General features: G+C 39.4%; 17 protein-coding genes. 4 read left to right on the top strand and 13 right to left on the bottom strand.

Translation table 11 applies throughout. The features are described from left to right. Positions 1-174: 174 nt before the first annotated feature. Together C9J41_RS04040 and C9J41_RS04035 are read left to right on the top strand one after the other, a co-directional pair. Positions 175-825, top strand: a complete 651-nt coding sequence (locus tag C9J41_RS04040) for a LysE family translocator (RefSeq protein ID WP_107206228.1) — start codon at positions 175-177, stop codon at positions 823-825. Between the two features lie 278 nt (positions 826-1103). Then, the gene (locus tag C9J41_RS04035) at positions 1104-2276 is read left to right on the top strand and encodes a Card1-like endonuclease domain-containing protein (protein WP_107206227.1); all 1173 of its coding nucleotides are present in this window, start codon (positions 1104-1106) and stop codon (positions 2274-2276) included. A 65-nt stretch (positions 2277-2341) separates the two neighbouring features. On the opposite strand, the gene C9J41_RS04030 is transcribed toward C9J41_RS04035, so the two are convergent. The 4 genes from C9J41_RS04030 to C9J41_RS04015 form a co-directional block, all read right to left on the bottom strand. Then, positions 2342-3250 (bottom strand): aldo/keto reductase family oxidoreductase, encoded by a 909-nt coding sequence (locus C9J41_RS04030; protein WP_107206226.1) that lies wholly within the window; start codon positions 3248-3250, stop codon positions 2342-2344. Between the two features lie 170 nt (positions 3251-3420). Beyond that, a complete protein-coding gene (locus C9J41_RS04025) occupies positions 3421-4080 on the bottom strand; it encodes a hypothetical protein (protein ID WP_107206225.1) in 660 nt (219 codons plus the stop codon). A 113-nt stretch (positions 4081-4193) separates the two neighbouring features. After that, the gene (locus C9J41_RS04020; protein WP_107206224.1) at positions 4194-4448 is read right to left on the bottom strand and encodes a hypothetical protein; all 255 of its coding nucleotides are present in this window, start codon (positions 4446-4448) and stop codon (positions 4194-4196) included. Between the two features lie 102 nt (positions 4449-4550). After that, on the bottom strand, positions 4551-5414 hold the full coding sequence (locus tag C9J41_RS04015; protein ID WP_107294244.1) for a hypothetical protein: 864 nt from the start codon (positions 5412-5414) through the stop codon (positions 4551-4553). A gap of 292 nt (positions 5415-5706) precedes the next feature. Here C9J41_RS04015 and C9J41_RS04010 point away from each other — a divergent pair, with 292 nt between their 5' ends. Then, complete coding sequence (locus C9J41_RS04010; RefSeq protein WP_107259643.1) at positions 5707-6186, top strand: outer membrane beta-barrel protein; 480 nt, start codon at positions 5707-5709, stop codon at positions 6184-6186. Between the two features lie 109 nt (positions 6187-6295). On the opposite strand, the gene C9J41_RS04005 is transcribed toward C9J41_RS04010, so the two are convergent. From C9J41_RS04005 to C9J41_RS03965, 9 genes are all read right to left on the bottom strand, one after another. Further along, positions 6296-6766, bottom strand: coding sequence for a hypothetical protein (locus C9J41_RS04005; RefSeq protein ID WP_107294243.1), 471 nt, complete (start codon positions 6764-6766; stop codon positions 6296-6298). 154 nt (positions 6767-6920) lie between these two features. After that, positions 6921-7688, bottom strand: coding sequence for a uridine phosphorylase (udp, locus tag C9J41_RS04000; RefSeq protein ID WP_005368660.1), 768 nt, complete (start codon positions 7686-7688; stop codon positions 6921-6923). Between the two features lie 402 nt (positions 7689-8090). Further along, complete coding sequence (locus C9J41_RS03995; protein ID WP_107259645.1) at positions 8091-10670, bottom strand: zinc/cadmium/mercury/lead-transporting ATPase; 2580 nt, start codon at positions 10668-10670, stop codon at positions 8091-8093. 125 nt (positions 10671-10795) lie between these two features. Next, positions 10796-11269 carry a response regulator gene (locus C9J41_RS03990; RefSeq protein WP_107206220.1) on the bottom strand — a complete coding sequence of 158 codons (474 nt, stop codon included), beginning with the start codon at positions 11267-11269 and terminating at the stop codon, positions 10796-10798. 10 nt (positions 11270-11279) lie between these two features. Then, the gene (locus tag C9J41_RS03985) at positions 11280-12605 is read right to left on the bottom strand and encodes an ATP-binding protein (RefSeq protein WP_107206219.1); all 1326 of its coding nucleotides are present in this window, start codon (positions 12603-12605) and stop codon (positions 11280-11282) included. Between the two features lie 36 nt (positions 12606-12641). Next, positions 12642-14057: a DASS family sodium-coupled anion symporter gene (locus tag C9J41_RS03980; RefSeq protein ID WP_107206218.1), complete on the bottom strand. Its 1416-nt coding sequence runs from the start codon at positions 14055-14057 to the stop codon at positions 12642-12644. Positions 14058-14394: 337 nt separating this feature from the next. After that, on the bottom strand, positions 14395-15912 hold the full coding sequence (locus tag C9J41_RS03975; RefSeq protein ID WP_107206217.1) for an MATE family efflux transporter: 1518 nt from the start codon (positions 15910-15912) through the stop codon (positions 14395-14397). A 110-nt stretch (positions 15913-16022) separates the two neighbouring features. Beyond that, positions 16023-16439: a CBS domain-containing protein gene (locus C9J41_RS03970; protein WP_105059872.1), complete on the bottom strand. Its 417-nt coding sequence runs from the start codon at positions 16437-16439 to the stop codon at positions 16023-16025. A gap of 226 nt (positions 16440-16665) precedes the next feature. Next, positions 16666-17982: a DUF945 family protein gene (locus C9J41_RS03965; protein ID WP_107206216.1), complete on the bottom strand. Its 1317-nt coding sequence runs from the start codon at positions 17980-17982 to the stop codon at positions 16666-16668. Between the two features lie 213 nt (positions 17983-18195). On the opposite strand from C9J41_RS03965, the gene C9J41_RS03960 reads away from it, so the two are divergent. Then, positions 18196-19188, top strand: coding sequence for a 2-hydroxyacid dehydrogenase (locus C9J41_RS03960; protein ID WP_107206215.1), 993 nt, complete (start codon positions 18196-18198; stop codon positions 19186-19188). The last annotated feature ends 64 nt before the right edge of the window (positions 19189-19252 follow it).

Below are 19252 nucleotides of genomic sequence, written 5' to 3'. Positions count from 1 at the left end.
TTCACCTTGCCCCAAGAAACAAAGCATTAAAACAAACTACAAAGTACAGAACATAACAATCACAAAGTAATAACATTACAGAGATATAAACCAATAAAGATACAAAATGAATGATTTAATATTACTCAGTAGGTAAAATACACATCCTCTCTTGCTCTATTTAGTTAAAGAACCATGATTGATTTAAATGTATTACCTCTCTACCTCACTGCTGTTATCGCTTTATTATTAATTCCAGGGCCAGATATGTTACTGATTGCCAGTTCAAGCCTCAGTTACGGTCGCAAGGTGGGTATTTTTGCAAGTTTAGGTAATGCTACATCGGGTATTTTATTAACTATTTTGGCAGCTTTAGGTGTCTCAGCCTTAATTGCCGTTAACCCTATAGCATTGCAAATTCTTCGCTTACTTGGTGGCGCTTATCTATTAAAGATGGGATGGGACTGCATGCGAACACAACCTGCCGATGCGCCGGAAGAGCTCACTAAAAGTAATAAAATGGCAGCAACGCTATACCGTCGTGCCGTGTTCACTAATTTACTTAACCCAAAAGCACTTATTTTCTTTGTTCTATTCTTGCCTCAATTTGTTTCGACTCACGTTGCTGCAACATCTGGCCAACAAATGTTAGTGCTTGGTTTGTTACTAAATGTATTAGGTTTACTGTTTAATTTATTCTTGGTCACCACTGTTGGCACGTTTGGTAAATCACTGTTGAAAAGTGAAAAATTCCGTGCAAATCAGCATAAATTTATGGGTTTGATCTTCTTTGTTTTAGCCATTTGGCTATTAGCATCCCAACTTCCAACACCTGTAACACACTAATTCCCCCCCCCTGTTTAGTAGCGTTACCTATTTTGGTGACGCTATCATCATTTTAAAAGTATTTGTCTGTTAACTATCAATAATGAAAATACACCTCTCATTTATGTCTATCTAATAGTGAAATATAAAATCCCTCACCATTTTCACCTTGAATTTCACCCTAAATATCCTCATATATCTTAATAATAAGTGTTGCGTACACTCTTTGATTCACTTCTTATTAATTAATGCGCAGACATAATATGCCCCATAACAAATTTGGCGCATTAAGGATTATTATGATTATTCATGTTGGTATTATCGATCAGGACCCTGTCCGTTTGATCACCCCTTTACTAGATGAAGCCGTTCCGGCTACAAAAATGATATTTATTGGTACTGAGCTTCAGCGAGAACAGTATGACCGCCTAGCGTCTATTTTGACGCCACGTAACATAGATGTTGATTTTTTTGTGATCCCTGACAGCATTAATATCACGCTGATTAGAAGCGAGATTCATCAACTCGCAGAAGATATTAAAGCAACAGGCTGCGAAGTTTGGTTTAACGCAAGTTGTGGTTTACGTCACCGTCTTCTTTCTGCTTACGAAGTTTTCCGCTCTTATCACTGGCCAATTTATGTTATCGAACCTTACAGTGATGAAATGTGCTGGTTGTTCCCAGCTGACCGTGAGCAACAACAGGTTCAAGACCGGATCCAAATTACCGACTATTTAACTATTTTCGGTGCCCGTTGCGAGCTTTCTGATAATCCTATGCCTGAATCACTTAACGATCAGCTTTGGGAGTTAGGTCAACGCTGGGCAAGTTCTGCACTTGAATTAGGTCCAGGCCTCGCAACCTTGAATTACCTCGCGACCACGTGCCGTAAAGAACAAGTTCTTCATGTTGAGCTGAGTGATAAACAGCAAGGCTACAAAGAGCTCGGCACATTGCTATCAGACTTAGAAGAAACAGGTTTAGCAACGTACCATGACGGTGTTTTAACCTTTAAACACGAAGAAGCTCGCCGTTTTGCAAATGGGGAATGGTTAGAAAACCTTGTTCATAGCACCGTTCGCGCTATTCAAAATGAACTGCCTACAATTCAAGATCACTCATTAGGTGTGCAGGTTTACCGTAAAATTGGTGAGCGTGAGGTACGTAATGAATTGGATGTTGCAACTATCGTTAATAATAAGCTGCATATCATTGAATGTAAGACGAAAGGTATGCGTGATGATGGTGACGATACACTCTACAAACTAGAATCACTACGTGACTTATTAGGTGGCTTACAAGCACGTGCGATGCTTGTCAGTTTCCGTCCCCTGCGTCATCACGATTTAGTTCGAGCACAAGATTTAGGCCTCGCGATTATTGGCCCTGATCAGTTAGGTGACTTACGCATCCATCTGTACGAGTGGCTAAAAGGTGCGGGTGGTGAAGATCACTCTCATAACCCAGCCTAAAGCATAACGTTACTATTTAAAAAGACCTCAATTGAGGTCTTTTTTATTCTCTGTTTATAACACGGTTACGCCACACCATGCCCTTTAGACGCTTCTAACAAGCGATACCATTGTTCATGAGTTAATTGTAACTGCTCGGCAGCAACTGCCGTTTTCACTCGCTCAATTTTACCCGTGCCCAATAGCAAAGCAGGACGTGTAGGCAGACGCATTAACCAAGCATAAATCACCTGATCAATAGAATCAGCATTGAGCTCTTGCTTTAATACATTTAATGTTTCACGTACTCGATGAGCCTGTTCTGAAGTCCTGTTATAAATATCACCCCCAGCTAAGCAAGACCACGCCATTGGTCGTACTCTATGCTGCTGTAGCTGCGCTAATGTACCGTCTTCAATCGCATCAGTATGTAATGGATTAATTTCAATTTGATTAGTGATCAGTGGAAACTCTACCCGAGATTGCAACAATGAAAATTCATCTTTTGAGAAATTCGACACCCCAAAATGTTTTACTTTTCCCGTCTGATGCAGTTGCTCAAAAGCGCTATTGATCTCATCAGCATCCATTAATAGATCAGGACGGTGAATCAGCAATATATCCAGTTGCTCGATACCTAAACGCTGTAAAGACCCCTCGACTGAAGCAAGAATATGGCTTGCTCGGCTATCGTAATACGCCACTTGCGACGTACCGTTGACCTCTTTACCGCCAACGATGCCGCATTTAGAAATAATCGTTAATTCATCACGAATACTTGGCTGTAATTGTAATGCTTCACCAAATAAAGATTCACACGCTGAGGCGCCATAAACAGGCGCATGATCAACAGACGTTACACCAAGTGCTACATGTTGCTTGATAAATGATAATCGCTGCTGCGCCGTCATTCCCCACTCAGCCATTCGCCAGTAACCTTGAATAAAGTTAGAGAACAAAGCGTCATTAAGTGGTTGTTGGTTCTTCTCAGTCATCTTTACATCCATCTTGTATTTATCGTCAGCACAATTTGCGCTCACCGAACGTAACACAGGGATACAATGACTAAAGTGACAGGTTTCAAAGAATGAGAATAGTTCGACATGCAGTTAATAGAGAAAAAGCACTGATAACAGTGCTTTTTCATAACTATCTAACTCGCAAATTAATCCGTTAATTTACTTTTCACTTCAGGATCACTGAAGATTTCAACTAATTGCTCTCGGTAGGCTCGAAGTACATTATTCTGTGGTGACTCATCACTTTTTTCTTCAATTACATCACGCCCTGCAATTTGTTTTTCTAAGATCTGCCCATCATTTACTTCATAAATTTTAACTAACGTATCAGTATCAAAATTAAAAGCAGACACCCAGTTTAAATTAATACTGAAAAACCATTCATTAATGTTTAATTGCATTAGTTTATCTGCTTGATTATCAGCTAATAACACCATGATATCACTATCACTTGCACCCGAAGGAACCTTAACAGCTTCAACATTCCAACCCTGTTTTTGTAAGCCATGTAAAATTCGATGCTCAAGAAAATCTGCTAATGTTTTCTCTTTATCGCCTTCTTCAGTCGCTAAAACTTGAGATACATGCCAATCCACGGGAATCCCAAAAGTCGCATGAGCTACACCAACAAAATCTTCTGGCTTGCCTTCTTTTACTCGCTCACGTTGGTCATTGACAGAAATTAATACTTTCTTCGTAACGTTATAGTTAGTATCTGGCGCTTGTTCATGTAAGGGAATAGGACTTACACAGCCAGTAATAAAGAACGTTACCAATAATAACAAAAAGTGCTTCATTTTAATCATGTCAACTTCCATCCTTAGATTTACAAGCAAAATAGAGCAAGCAAGTTAACATAGAGAAAAAAATATTTAAGTGATAATTATCATAACAGTAACAACTTTACTACGTCGTATTTTCAACTCAATTGATGATACCAACGGTAAGTACGTCGCAGTGTAAACATGGTTAACGCTAAATAATATGCCGCTAACACAATGGCAGGTAATGCATCACGATCGGACACACTGATGATGGAATACCCACAGTACACCACAATAATGGCAGGAATAATCAAGGCAGGTTTTACTGAAGAATAAAGATTAGTAGCCAGTAACACCACATGCGCTACTACCAAAATCAGTGGTAACGTAATCATTAAAAACCACAACATAATCAATCCCTTTCTTTAATCCGTAAGCATTACATCATAGCTCTGAACAAGAGTTAGGCCAATACATTGTGGTTGGGGAATGTGTAAGTAAAAGCAATGAAGCTACACCACTGCCCCCCATAAATTATCTAATTTCGCTAATGGTTGATGACTCTGTGCCGATAATTCCACATAACTGTGTACCAGCTTAATTTTGTGCTCATTAAAGTCATGTCCCCAAATATTTGGATCTGATAAGTCAAAATGTTGGGGTATTACCTTTTTTAGTCCTGACTCGGGTTTGCGATCATTAAGCTCTAACTGAATAAGCGATTGTTGTGCCGCTTGTTGCGCTAATTTTTTATGGCCCAGTTTATCGAGTAAAGATATTGCATGGGCATGAGTAATACCATGAAGTTTATCGCCAGCGAAAAAATGCTCATCATTATTATGGTAAATATCTTGTGTACTTCGCTCAACAGCAATAACACAATGTTGCTGAATATCTATCTCACCTTTATTTAATAAACTGGATGGCTGATATTGACGATAATCAGCTAAACCGTAATAACGTCCCCAATTATCATCCATACAATTAACAATTAGCTTAGCGATATTCGAAACCATACGCTGAGTAACAACAACGTTATTATTAGCGACAGCATTTAAAAATAATGCACCATATATGATCCCATGACCTGAATGACATAATTGCTGCGCGTTAAGTGCTATAGCATTTACAACTTCACTATAATCGGTTGTTTCAGGGCTATTGGATAATGGATTCATTAAATGCTGATTATCATCGGTAAACTGCACTAACATTGCTTGTAAACTCTTTGTAGATACATTGTTGAGTGCTCCGCCATTAAGTAATGCATCACCTGCCAATAATGCCGCCCCCGTATGCCCTTGAAACCATGCGGTACTGTCAACTTCCACCACATTGGCTAACGCTAACATCCCTTTATCAATAAACTGTTCCATTGTTTTCTCCTTGTTTTAATTTCTGTAATTTCGTCACCAACGAGATTGATATAATGCAAGGATAAAACCTCAAGTTATATTGAGGTCAAACGAATATTTAATACTACCGAATCAATCCAGATAACACGATAAAAGCGAACGATTACAACAGACTACAAGGTTACCTGAAATAACAAGTAGTTAAACAATCTAAATACTGTTCTGAAATTCATTGCATTAACATTATCTTACAGAAACCTCCAACATCCCTTTAGAGAATAATGTATTGTCCACGAAACAATTTGGAGGATAAATGAAATTAAAATTTGCACCTGTATTATTTGGCTTATTTGCCAGTCTATCTGCCCAGGCCTCAGAGCCACAAGCCTTTATTGGTGTTGGTATCAATGACGGTGTCAGTAGTATCAATAATCGCTGGGAATTTAATCCAAGTGTAAGGATCGGTGCTAACTTTAACGATTATCATAGACTATACAGCTACCTGGAATTTCAAAAGGATGCATACAATTTTGTCGCTTCTTATGATTACTTTATACCGCTAACTAATAGTAAGAATTGGCGTTTCTTTATTGGAGCCAGCTCAGGAATACAAATTGCAGAATCGAGCAAAGATGATCTTATTTTAGGCGCGCAAACAGGGATTAATTATCGAATCAATAAGAACTTTAATACTGAATTGGGGTACAGAGTTCATGATACAAGAAGTGTTTGGAAAGAGCGTAATATGTCGCAACTTGATACTTTCTATATCTCTCTAGACTTTGCCGTTTAATCTAAAAGTAATTTACTGGTCATGTCACAAGCCTATTTTATTTAAACCTTTTTATTCATGACAGTAAAAAATAAAGCCGATTTTTTATTCGGCTTCATTATAAATAGACTTACCTATTACTTAGCACTTCCTTTATAATCACTGAAAACTCATACATATAATTAAAATCATATTCTGAATCTAATAATTTATAGCAATACTCATTATTACTCTTTTTTAAAATTGCTCTATGAGAAATCAATCCTGTTGAAAATGAAAAATTAACATCAAATTCAATATCACCTTGTAATAAATAATCATCAAAACTTTGACTATAATAACTTATATATATTGGCTTTTTATCCTCTGAACAAACAATAGATTTTGTATTATCAATAAGATATGGCCCATAATTACCTTTACACTTAGTTCCAAACTCTTTATTAAGAAATTTAGCCAAACTCCATAAATTATACTCTAAATCCTGAAAACTTCTTTCTTGTATTTTCTTCTGTGAAATAAGCTCAGAATCAATTTGTTCAAATAATGATTTTTTTGTCACTGTACCAAATTTAAAAAAATCAACAATCCATCTTAACATTAGACTAAACCCAAAAAAACAACCTCAGCATTCTAACATTAAGAATTATATTGACTATTTATAACATATTATTTTGTTAAGTTTATCTCGTAAAAAACATAAAAAAGCCGCTCCTAAGAGCGGCTTTCTAATATAAACATTTAAGACTTAAATCTTATTCAGCCAGCATTTTACGTGCCGCTTCTACCACGATCTTAATTGATTTCGCTTCAGTTTCTTTTAGCGTTGCGTGATCAGGGATCTCTTTTTGTGTACGGTTAATAATAACACCTGCGACACAACCTGCACGTAAACCAGAGCTTGCACACATGGTTAATAGTGTTGCTGACTCCATTTCAAAGTTAAGCACGCCCATTTCTTGCCACTCTTTCATTGAGCCTTGGAAACGACGAACTACGCGACCTGAGAATGTGTCGTAACGCTCTTGACCTGGGTAGAATGTATCACTTGATGCTGTTACACCCGTGTGTACTACAGCATGCTCATCATCACATGCTTGCTTCATTGCCGTTGCAACACCAAAATCAGCAACAGCTGGGAATTCCATAGGGGCGAAGTGCAGACTTGCACCATCTAAACGCACTGAGCCTGTCGTTACAATCATATCGCCTGGGTTAATGTTAGGCTGAATTGCGCCTGTTGTACCTACACGTAGGAAAGTGGTTACACCTAACTGTGCTAATTCTTCAACAGCAATAGAGGTTGATGGACCACCGATACCCGTTGAACACACAACCACTGATTTACCGTCTAATTTAGCGCGAAATACAGTGTACTCACGAGAGCTTGCTAAAAACTCAGGGTTATCCATTAAGTTTGCAATTTTCTCAACACGTGCTGGATCACCGGGAATAATCGCTAATTCTGCACCATTAAGATCAGCTTTATTAACACCTAAGTGGAAGACTTTATTATCAGACATAATGTTACCCTTTAATTTAAACAGCTCTGTTGTAGGTTCAGAGTGATTCTTATGAGTTATTACTATTTTAATCAATTTTTTGATAGAAAGAGTCAAACATACTGCAACATGCTCTATCAAAAACATGTGGTAACAATAACCAATGATTCAATTACTTTTAGTGAGCATGGTCACACCAATAAAAAGCAATTGAAAAATATGTTACATAAAAGTCTGATATTAATCACGCGAAAACGATATCTTATTGCCGGAATCACAAAAATTCGTTTTCTCGCGCATGTACTCTTTACTCTGTTTACCTGCCTTATAGCGAAAAAAAACGGCATGATAAACAATACATCATTGTTCGTATCATGCCGTTTAGACTAATCACTAATCACTAATGCTCAGAGCGATTAGTTTTTACTTTTCGCTTTGCGGTTTAAAGCGTAATAAACGTAATGCATTCAGTGTTACTAACGCTGTTGCGCCACTGTCTGCAAGTACTGCAACCCAAAGCCCTGTAAAACCAAATAAGGTTGTAACAAGGAACACCGCTTTTAAACCTAATGCTAAGCTGATGTTTTGACGAATATTACTCAATGTCGCACGAGACAATTCAATCATCACTGGCAATTCTGAAACTCGGTTATGGGTAATTGCTGCATCGGCAGTTTCTAATGCTACATCTGTACCACCGCCCATCGCCACACCAATTGTTGCTGTTTTCATTGCTGGTGCATCGTTAATACCATCACCCACCATGGCAACAGAATGTAGCTCACTTAACTTGCGTACTTCTGTCACTTTATCTTCAGGTAATAGCCCTGCACGAAAATCAATATTAATTTCTTTAGCAATCGCAGCTGCTGCTCGTGGGTTATCACCCGTCAGCATCACTGAGTTCACGCCAATGCTTTTCAGCTTAGTGATCGCTTCTAAAGCATCACTGCGTAAATTATCACGCCATGCAACTAAACCCACCGCTTGCTGATTACGAACGGCAACCACCAGCGTTTTCCCTTCGCTTTCTAGATCTAACGCTTGCTGTTGCTGGTTATCCGTTAGCACAATGTGCTCTGGTAGGCGATCGGCAGCACATAACATAAAGTTATCGCCTTCGGTAACACCTTGAATACCGCGGCCAGCTAGTGCTTCACGATTTTCTGCTTCAACAACAGATAATGATTTTTCTCGAGCAAGGTTAACCACAGCCGTTGCTAGTGGGTGTAACGAACCGGATTCAACAGCGGCTGCTTGACGTAATAATTGATCGGGATTGTTATCCCAGCTAATTAAATCCGTCACGACAGGTTTACCTTCCGTTAGCGTACCTGTTTTATCAAACGCGACAGTTTCAACATGACCAAGCTGTTCTAATGCTGCACCACCTTTGATTAATGCACCGCGACGCGCTGCTGCCGCTAAACCTGAAGTGATCGCTGCTGGCGTTGAAATAACAAGTGCACAAGGACAGGCAATAAGTAATAGTGCTAGACCTTTATAAATCCACTCATCCCATGATTGACCAAATACAAGCGGCGGAATAATGATAACAAGTGTTGCTAATAGCATCATTGCTGGAGTGTACCAGCGGCTGAATTTATCAATAAAACGTTCGAGCGGTGCTTTACGTGATTCTGCATCTTCAATGAGATGAAGAATACGGTCGATCGCATTTTCACCTTGCGCAGAGACAATCGTTAATCGAACAACTTTGTCTGATGCCATGCTACCAGCCATGACTTTCTGGCCCGGTGTTCTTTCAACAGGCACAGATTCCCCTGTTAGTGCGCTTTCATCAAAACTCGCAACCACATCTAAAACTTGGCCGTCAGCAGGTAAACGCTCGCCGGGTACAACTTCAATCACATCACCAGGTTTTAATTCGCTTGCTGGAACTTTTTTCTTCTCACCGTTTGGCAGCACAACATTGGCATCTTCAGGCACCAAGTCCATTAACGCTTTTACACCACTTCGTGCACGTGATGCGGCATACCCTTCTAATTGCTCACCAATTAAAAACAGTAAAATCACCATTGCCGCTTCTGCGGTTTCCCCTAAGTACAATGCACCAATAGCCGCAATACTCATTAGGGTTTCAATCGAGAATGGTGAACCTGATTTACCTAAGCTAATGGCTTTTTTCACAATCGGTACTAAGCCAACAATTGTGGTTAAAGTAAATGCCGCTAAACCCCATGAATGTGACACTTTATCAATTAAGAAAGAGGCAATCATCATTGCCGCAATCACAAGGACTTCTAAGTGTTCTTGAATAAATGATTTTTTTGGTAACGCTTCAGCCGCAGCAGCATTAGAAACTAAGGTAAAACCCGTTGCCTGTGCTTTATCTTCAATCTGTTTTTTTAATTTATTGTTATCAGCTTGCTGATTGGCTTGCATGTTGACGATGAGCTTTTCCGTCGCAAACATCACTTTTGCCGTTTCAACTTCAGCAAGACTTGAAATTGATTTTTCCAATTTAGCCGCGCAGCTTGGACAATCCATGCCAATCACTTTCCAGCTAAATGTTTGACCATGAGCCGATTGTGCTAAAGACGCTTCAATCGCTTGATCTTGTTCTTTTGATGAGGTTGACGTTGAACAACAACTTTTTACTGAAGATGAATGACTTGAGTCGTCATGTCCTGAATGCTGGTGCTCTGACTCTACGTGCGCGTGTTGAGAAGCGATTTCAGTGTCTGATGGACCAATAGAAGATACTGTAAAGGTTGATGGTTTTTTATTTGGATGGATGGCATCTATTGCTGATAGTTTTGCAGCGTTAAGTGCTGTGTCACTTTTAGATGAGCAGCAGGAAGCAGGGCCGTCGGTATCAGATTCACCACACCCTTCGGTGTGTTTTTGCACACTCTCAGAAGGGGTTGATGAACAGCATGTCGCTGACTCACAAGATTCAACTGTCACTGTGGCTTTGGTTACTGCCGTTGGTTTTGCAGCATGAACATGCATTTTTTTATTATTACATTGAGCACACATAATCATTCTCCTTGAGTGCTTTGATTATCTGTAACTAATATAAACCTTGGAGTAATGTCTAAGGTCAATAAAAAAAGCCAAACTTTTATCGTTTGGCTTTGGCAATCAATTTCTACTACGCATACCTAACGTAATCGACGTAGTACCGTTGTGTTGTCTAACACCTCACCCCAGGCTTGGTAATCGAACCCCATATCGAAAATGTATTCCGTAAGCAATGTTCTAACGCAATTAACCAACGAGTCTGCATCCCACGGCTTGTCAAAGTAACTTTCAATACGTGCTTGGTTAATCGCGGCAATAGTATCTTGATGAGTTGCTTGCCCTGTCAGTAATACTTTTTTAGTTTTGATAAAACGGCTATCGTGGGTCACATCAGTCAGTAGCTCTACGCCATTTTTACCCGGCATGATATGATCTGAAATAACGACACCAATATAATGCCCTTCTGCATCTAACTCATCCATCAAAACTAAGGCTTCATCACCAGAATCACACTCTTCTATCATAAAAGCCGATTGTAATGGTGACAGATCTTTTAATACCGCATTTAACACTTCTGGTTGATCATCAACACAGATAACGACTATTTTTTCCATAACTCATCCCTTAGAGTGTCGGTAACTTGATCCTAAACGTGGTGCGTTCTTCATCACTTTTAACCACGACCGTACCGTCATAACTTTGTATGATCCGTTGTACAATTGATAAGCCCAAACCTAAGCCAAACGATAATCCCCCTTTTTTGGTCGTAAAATTAGGTTGAAATATTTTTCGTCGTGTCGGCTCATCAATCATCGGCCCATTATTAGTAATAGTGACTAAGATTTTTTGCTTTACATGTCGAGTCACAATTTCAATTTTCGGTGATGCTGTATTCTCCATAGCATCACAGGCATTTTTAATCAGATTAATCCATACCTGCACTAACTCTGTTGAACTCGCATTAATCGGTGGCAAGACTGCGGGGCGCAATACCACTTCAACAGGGCGTAGATTGCTTTGTAGTAAAGCTAGCGATTTGTGTAAGGTTTCATTGATATCAACATCGTTTTGCCGCACATGATCGCTGCCCCCTAATTGCTTTACCGACTTGACGATACTGGCAGAATGTTTAGCCGCTAAGCGCATATCGCGTAAATCACGTCCATAATCCCAATAGCGTAATGCTTCATCTAGCTGAGTGAACCATTGCTTAGGAACATCACCTTGCGGAATAGCTTTCGCTAATGTTTTTGCTTGCTCACGAGTCAAATTATGTTGCTTGATTAACGCCTTTGCTCGTTCTCGTACCTGTTGCGATCCTGTGGTCTGCCCAACGTTAATTCCTTGGAGCATAAATTCAAGCATCTCGGGTTTGCTTGTTGAAATAGAATCAATAATATTGGTTTGAAGATTTTCTGTTTTGCTACTGAGAACGCCTATCGCATTATTCAGTTCATGGGCAATACCCGCCGCAAGTTGTCCAAGAGTTGTCATCTGTTCAGTCGCATAAAGCTTTTGCAGTGCTTTTTCTTTTTCAAGCGCTTCCATACCAGTAAGCATTTGTCGACGAGCAAGTTCATGAACCATGACAGGCATAAACTGCTCAGTCATAGAGCCATATGTTTCTGGATCTTCCACTGGGGTTAGCAAATCAATCCAAGCAATTTCACTGTCTTTTTCTGCGACCACCGTCGTTGATGCCATTAATGTTTGCGCAAAAAAACTATGCACGCCAAAGAACATGCCTTCTTTGACGACAAACACTTTTGCACTTAAGCCATTCTCTTTATTTTTAAGATACCCAGACAATTCACCACTTTTTACCCAGTAAAGTTTGTCGTTATAGTCATTCTGGCGCAGCACATGCGTACCTGATGTAACAGACATCGTACGCGCAGAATCGCGAAAATACGTATCAATAATCCGCTTTAAGGCTTTTGGTTGAACCATGAACGTGTCCTTGTCTATAGGCAATAGCATTAATGCTTAAATATGGCCAATCACATGCAATAACCCAATCATAGCAAAGCTAAGTGCGACACCGACGACACCAATAATCACCCCTACTTTTGCCATTTGATTACTTTCAACATGCCCCGTTGCATGAGCTAATGCGTTGGGCGGCGTACTAATTGGTAGCGACATACCCAAAGAGGCCGCGAACGTCACCACAAGAATTAATGTTACTTCACCACCAAGTGGTACCAACGACGACATGGACATACCCAGTGCAGCCATAATAGGCATCAGTAAATTCGCAGTTGCGGTATGAGACATAAAATTCGCCATCACTAAACATAACATCGCCGCGCCCACCAGCACCAAGTACGGCGAGAAGCTATCAAACGGAATGCTATTGACCACCAGTTGAGCCAGCCCCGTTTTATCAAGTGCTAAACCCAGCGCAATACCGCCAGAGACTAACCACAGCACATCCCAAGAAATCTTTTTCAAATCTTCTTTATTGATAATGCCGGTTAACGAGAAAATAGCGACAGGAATAAGTGCCACAGTATACGAGTTCATACCATGTACTGATCCCATTAACCAAAGTACTATCGTTAATGCAAAAGTGATGTAAACCGTTATTGCTTTTGGTGTTTTAAGAAACTTACCTTGGATCGTTAATTCAATTTTGTCCTGTTTTGCTGGATAAATTGCATTAATTAAAAACCATGAAAAAACCAATAAAACCGCAACAAATGGCACGCCAAAAAACATCCACTCGCCAAAAGTGATCATGTTATCTTCTGATAGGTATTTAAGTGCAATCGCATTTGGCGGTGTACCAATTGGGGTACCAATGCCACCAATATTGGCAGCAACAGGTACACATAATGCAAACGCAATTTTACCCGGATCTTTCGATCCAAAAAGTGCAATGACTGGCGCTAATATAGAAAGCATCATCGCTGTCGTGGCGGTATTTGACATGAACATTGAGAAAGTGGCAGTGATTAGCATTAAACCAAACATCACATATTTAGGTTGATGTCCAAACGGCTTAAGTAATACTCGCGCTAAGTTTACATCTAAACGGTATTTAGTTGCCGCCATTGCAAGGAAGAAGCCCCCCAAAAACAACATGATGATTGGGCTAGCAAAGGTAGCCATAATGGCGTTGTAATCCAGTAACTCACCAAAGTGTGGCTGACCATGATCAATACGAAACTGATATAGTCCTTTATTTGAAAGTAATAACAGCTCTAAAACAATGATCACAACAGAGGTAGCATAAATGGGGATAGGTTCGAGCACCCAACACAGTGCTGCTAATAGAAAGATAGCAATAACCCGTTGCTGAATCACAGTTAACCCTTCAATGGGAAACGCAGAAGCCGGTAATAATAAAATAATTAAAGGCAGTAAAATCGGTATGATGTAACGAAGACTTTGACGCATATAGCATTATTCCCTTAACAATAACTACGCCATCACCTTTTTTATTCCGAATATAAAAGATGAAGTTGAGTGTCTTAATCAAGATGCTATTCTTTGTAACTTTGCGAGATAAAGATTGAACATCTCGATATAACACCCTGATTAGATGCAAGGTTATTTTGTAATGCTAATCGGTTAATTTCACAGCGTTAGATCAATAAAGCGATGAAATTAAAGTTTTCTTACAGAAAATTCAACGGCTAGATGCGACGTTTTATAGCCCTAATCAAACAAGAAGATACATAAACTATGCCCTGAATCACAGATACTATTAATATGGTAATTCAGAGCATATTTATTATTTGTTTTTTTCAGCTTTTACATCATCGTCGAGGTGCTCACTATTCAGTGCTTCTTCCAGTACCCCTTCGGTTCCCATATATGTACGAGATGAGCAGAACGGTGTCACTGGCACAGATGGCGTTAATATTTCATTATCGGCCACGTCTTGATGTTCATGCGCTAAACCCATTTTCTTCACTTGTTTTAATACCAAGTAAAAACCCAGTAAACCAAAGACAACAGAGCCAACCGCTTGACCGATTAACACCCCGCTCGCACCTGCAAGGTGTCCGCCAATAAGTACAAACGGGATCGTACCTATTGTTGCTTTCCCCATGTTCAATGCCGTTGACCATGTAGGGCGATTAAGGTTATTAAATGCCGCATTGGCAACAAAGAGTGCGCCATTAAAAATAAAGGTCACCGCGATGAAGGTACAGAACACACCAACAATTTCTGCGGCATCTCCCGTTAAACTAAAGATAGCAATGAGCTGGTTTTGCCCTAGCCATAAAACGATAGACACGAAAACGCAATATATCGCCGTAAAGAGCATTGCATCACGTAGAATTTGTTGAATACGATCCCAGCGTTCCGCACCAAAGTTTTGCCCAATGATAGGGCCAACGGCACCTGATAACGAAAAGATTAAAGCAAAGCAAACTGGCATAATACGCCCAATAACGGCATAACCTGCCACAAAGCTCTCGCCAAATTGCGCGATATTACTGGTAACGACCGCATTACCGATAGGCGTCGCAGTATTAGTTAAGATGGCAGGAAACGCAATTTTAGCAATGGTTGGCATCGCTAGTTTAAACTGAGAAAAATCAGGTTTTGCTAATAATTGATGTTTATAAATTACAACATATAACGAGAAAAGGGTCACAGCTAGGCGCGCAATAACTGAAGATATCGCAGCCCCTTGCATCCCCATTGAAAATCCAAAAATAAATAATGGATCAAGTACTGCATTAACACCACCACCAATCAGCGTTGCCATCATTGAACGACGAGCATCACCCACACCACGCATTGCAGCGCCTGCCGCCATAGATACCGCCATTAACGGTGCGCTTGGCAGTAGAATAACCAGATACTGGCTAGCGGCTTCTGCGACATATCCTTTTGCGCCAATTGCATCAAGTAATAAGGGCAAATTCCACAGCATCGCTGCAACCATTACAATGCTAATAAAGACAGCAAACAACATCACATTTGTCGCCATACTTTTGGCTTGTTCTCGATCGTTTTTACCTAAAGCGCGCGAGACAAGTGCGCCAGCTGCAATGGATGTCCCTATCGATATAGAGGTAGAAAAGAAGACTAACGTACCAGCAAAACCAATAGCCGCTGCCAGTTCCACTTCACCCAACAGGCTAATGAAAAACATATCTAATAAATCAACCAAAAACAGCGCCATCAAGCCGATTGCACCCGTTCCAGACATCACAACAATGTGACGCATTGGTGAGCCTGTAACAAATTTAGCTTGTTGGTTTTCTGTTATTTCTGTTGATGAGTGCTGTTTCACTAAAACCTCTATACCTTATAAAACGGCTCGAATATCCATATTTACAACCAAAAAAATAAAGGCGCTAATTAGCGCCTCTACATAATCGAATAATACTTAAATATATAGCATTAAAGTGGATGTTTAAAGCTATCCCCTATTTGAGTACTGATAGCGGTAAGTACATCACGACGGGTTATCACACCCAGTAATTGCCCATTATCAACCACGGGATAAATCTTAGGTTTTTGCCCCGTCATAATTTGTGCTAACTCAATAATTGAATCATCACTTGATACCGTTAATACATCATCTCGCATACAATCTTTGACAGTATGAGAGTCTTGGCAGTGATAACCGACTTTCAATAATGTATGGATCATATCTTGTTCAGATAAAAAACCGATAACCTGCTTGTATTCATTGATAACAGGCCCACCAATTTGCTTTGCTGTCAACAACTTGTCTAGCGCTACAGATAATGACATTGATTCACTGAATGTCACTGGGCGGACGTTCATATAATCTTTTACTTTTAATGATTCCATGTATCCCCCAAATTACCTTTGAGTATATTCACCTGACAAGCTTTATGGTTATTGTTGATAGCTAAAAACCTGTCCCTTATTAAAGTTAAGTCTATTTCTTCAAATTTACTAAATTAGAATTTATATTTTTATCAACGGTTAAGGGTATTTGACTCATAATTAATACATTGATACAAAAAAGCGCCTCAAAATTAGAGACGCTTTCACATTAAGCCAATGTTTCTGATTAATGCATCATCAGCATAGACAGCATTGCTAGCGGGATTTTCAAGCCTGAACCAAAGACAAGCTGTGAGCCTTCCACTTTTACAGTTAATTTATAGCTATTTTGATCTTCTGTAATAATCTTCTGTTGCAGTAACTCTGGCACTTTCGCTGCAAGCTGTGGTTCATTAGACACAAAAGCTTTTGGCATTGAGATATTAATGTTACCCACCAATTTATTTGGTAATGCAGCTAAGTTTTCAGACGCACGTGCTAAGCCCGGTTTAAGCTCAAGTAAAAGAGAGGCATTCACTTTGCCTTGATCGGTCATCATGCTGAGATCAGATAAATCAACAGTAGCACCTTTAGCGACTAATAAATCTAGAGCAAGCATTGCATCTTGCATCTGCGCTTGTTGCTGCTCTGCTGTTGTAGACTCTTCCATAACAGCTAAACGACTAATCGCTTTATAGTTAAGATCTTTCAATGCCAGTGCAAAATTGAAATCTGTATATTGCTGACCATCAAGGGTCACAATTTTCTTAATTGAAATATTATTCGTATTCGTTACTTGCTGTGTTTCGTCTGTCGGTGTTTTTTCATCTTTCGGCTGACTTAACGCATTTTTCATCATCACACTCATGCCTTCTAACTCAACATGATGCTGATTATCTGCCGATGCGAAATTTGCTTTACCTAAATTGAATGTCTGATCACCAATCCAGAAACTACCCTGCATTTGACCACTACCTTGACCTGCAAAGGTATTCACTTGCATAGTTTCGCCACTATCAGTTTTCACATCTAAAGAGGGTAACGTATAGTTGAAATCACCTGCACCATCCGCATTTGCACTCCCCGTCAACACAAAAGCTTGGCTTTTTACAAATGCGCCCGACTGATTATAATTAATCGGATTAATCGTCATCGTAAAATCGGTATTTCCCGTTAAAGAGGAGTCTGTCACTAAGGTTACCGGTTGAACATTTTTGCCCCAAATACTACTGATCAACGGCGCGACTTGTTTATCAATTTCTAATTCACTGCTCGACTTAACGCCTAAAAATCCGTTTTGAATATGATGCTTAACTAACCACGTGGTGGGTAAGCCTTCTTCTTCAAATGTTGCTTTTAAGCTATCTTTTAATTCAATACGAGAAACTGCATCAGAAGAAAGATAACCGCGTTCAAAACTTTGATTCGTAATGGTCATATAAGGGCTGTGATAATTTTTAATGGCCCCCATATATAAACTTTGACCTATTTGTCCTGTGGCTAATGGCCAACAAAGGATCACGGCAACCGCACCCGCTCCTGCTGCAACGTTCTTCAACAACATATTGAATCCTAATTAATAAATTTAAGTGCAAACATATGACTATATCATCAACTTTTTAAAGGGTTGACGTCAACTAGAACTCACTGATAACGAAAAAAACAGATCATCCTTGCAATGTCTATTTTTGATACTTTTCCTATCAATACCAGAGTATTTTGATATGGTATTAACAGCACAGAATATAATAATGAATAAATAAGGTAATTTAGTCTTATGAAAATAGCTCTATTTAGCTCAAAAAAGTACGACCAAGAATCTTTTTCTAAAGTAAATAAATCCTTTAGCCATGATATTACTTACTTCGATTTCCCGCTGAATCTACAAACAGCGAAAATGAGTGAAGGGTTTGATGCTGTTTGTGCATTTGTTAATGATGATCTTAGTGCGCCAGTCTTAAAGTGTTTAGCGAAACAAGGGGTTAAAGTCATTGCGATGCGCTGTGCAGGCTACGATCTTGTTGATTTAGAGGAAGCCAAAAAGTTAGGGCTACAAATTGTACGTGTTCCCGCTTATTCACCCGAGTCTATTGCAGAGCATACCTTGGGCTTAATGTTGAGCCTTAATCGCCATATTCATCGTGCTTATCAACGCACGCGTGATGCCAATTTTTCGCTTGATGGCCTAACCGGTTATAACTTCCACGGTAAAACCGTTGGTGTTGTGGGTACGGGGAAAATTGGCTTAGCTACGATTCGTATTTTAAAAGGCTTTGGCATGAATATTCTAGCCTTTGACCCATACCCAAATCCTGCTGCGATTGAATTAGGGGTAACTTATACTAGCCTTGATGAAATCTATCGTTTATCGGATGTAATTACTCTGCACTGTCCGATGTCGAAGGAAAACTATCATATGTTAAATCAACACGCCTTTGACAAAATGAAAGATGGCGTAATGATCATTAATACCAGTCGTGGTGGTTTAATTAAATCAAGTGATGCTATTGAAGCGTTAAAATCACAACGTATTGGTGCGTTGGGTGTCGATGTATATGAAAATGAGAAAGATTTATTCTTCCAAGATAAGTCGAATGATGTGATTCAAGATGATGTATTTCGTCGTTTATCATCTTGCCACAACGTACTTTTCACTGGACACCAAGCCTTTTTAACAGAAGAAGCTTTGGGCAATATTGCTGAAACTACGCTGCAAAATCTGTCTGATTTTGATCAAGGTAAAGTATCAGGAAATGAAGTGTTAGATTAATAAATAATGCCGCTAAATATAAAAATTTAGCGGCATTTTTATTTATGAAATTGATTTAAATAAA

The sequence above is a fragment of the Photobacterium sp. GB-50 genome, assembly GCF_003026755.1.
In the GTDB taxonomy this organism is placed as follows: Bacteria; Pseudomonadota; Gammaproteobacteria; order Enterobacterales; family Vibrionaceae; genus Photobacterium.
The sequence above is the reverse complement of the archived record's forward strand: the minus strand, read 5'-3'. Positions and strand labels throughout refer to the sequence as shown.

Coding starts and splice junctions, on each gene's coding strand:
- C9J41_RS04040 (WP_107206228.1), top strand. CDS start 175: ATGATTGATTTAAATGTATTACCTCTCTACCTCACTGCTGTTATCGCT.
- C9J41_RS04035 (WP_107206227.1), top strand. CDS start 1,104: ATGATTATTCATGTTGGTATTATCGATCAGGACCCTGTCCGTTTGATC.
- C9J41_RS04030 (WP_107206226.1), bottom strand. CDS start 3,250: ATGACTGAGAAGAACCAACAACCACTTAATGACGCTTTGTTCTCTAAC.
- C9J41_RS04025 (WP_107206225.1), bottom strand. CDS start 4,080: ATGATTAAAATGAAGCACTTTTTGTTATTATTGGTAACGTTCTTTATT.
- C9J41_RS04020 (WP_107206224.1), bottom strand. CDS start 4,448: ATGTTGTGGTTTTTAATGATTACGTTACCACTGATTTTGGTAGTAGCG.
- C9J41_RS04015 (WP_107294244.1), bottom strand. CDS start 5,414: ATGGAACAGTTTATTGATAAAGGGATGTTAGCGTTAGCCAATGTGGTG.
- C9J41_RS04010 (WP_107259643.1), top strand. CDS start 5,707: ATGAAATTAAAATTTGCACCTGTATTATTTGGCTTATTTGCCAGTCTA.
- C9J41_RS04005 (WP_107294243.1), bottom strand. CDS start 6,766: ATGTTAAGATGGATTGTTGATTTTTTTAAATTTGGTACAGTGACAAAA.
- udp (WP_005368660.1), bottom strand. CDS start 7,688: ATGTCTGATAATAAAGTCTTCCACTTAGGTGTTAATAAAGCTGATCTT.
- C9J41_RS03995 (WP_107259645.1), bottom strand. CDS start 10,670: ATGTGTGCTCAATGTAATAATAAAAAAATGCATGTTCATGCTGCAAAA.
- C9J41_RS03990 (WP_107206220.1), bottom strand. CDS start 11,269: ATGGAAAAAATAGTCGTTATCTGTGTTGATGATCAACCAGAAGTGTTA.
- C9J41_RS03985 (WP_107206219.1), bottom strand. CDS start 12,605: ATGGTTCAACCAAAAGCCTTAAAGCGGATTATTGATACGTATTTTCGC.
- C9J41_RS03980 (WP_107206218.1), bottom strand. CDS start 14,057: ATGCGTCAAAGTCTTCGTTACATCATACCGATTTTACTGCCTTTAATT.
- C9J41_RS03970 (WP_105059872.1), bottom strand. CDS start 16,439: ATGGAATCATTAAAAGTAAAAGATTATATGAACGTCCGCCCAGTGACA.
- C9J41_RS03965 (WP_107206216.1), bottom strand. CDS start 17,982: ATGTTGTTGAAGAACGTTGCAGCAGGAGCGGGTGCGGTTGCCGTGATC.
- C9J41_RS03960 (WP_107206215.1), top strand. CDS start 18,196: ATGAAAATAGCTCTATTTAGCTCAAAAAAGTACGACCAAGAATCTTTT.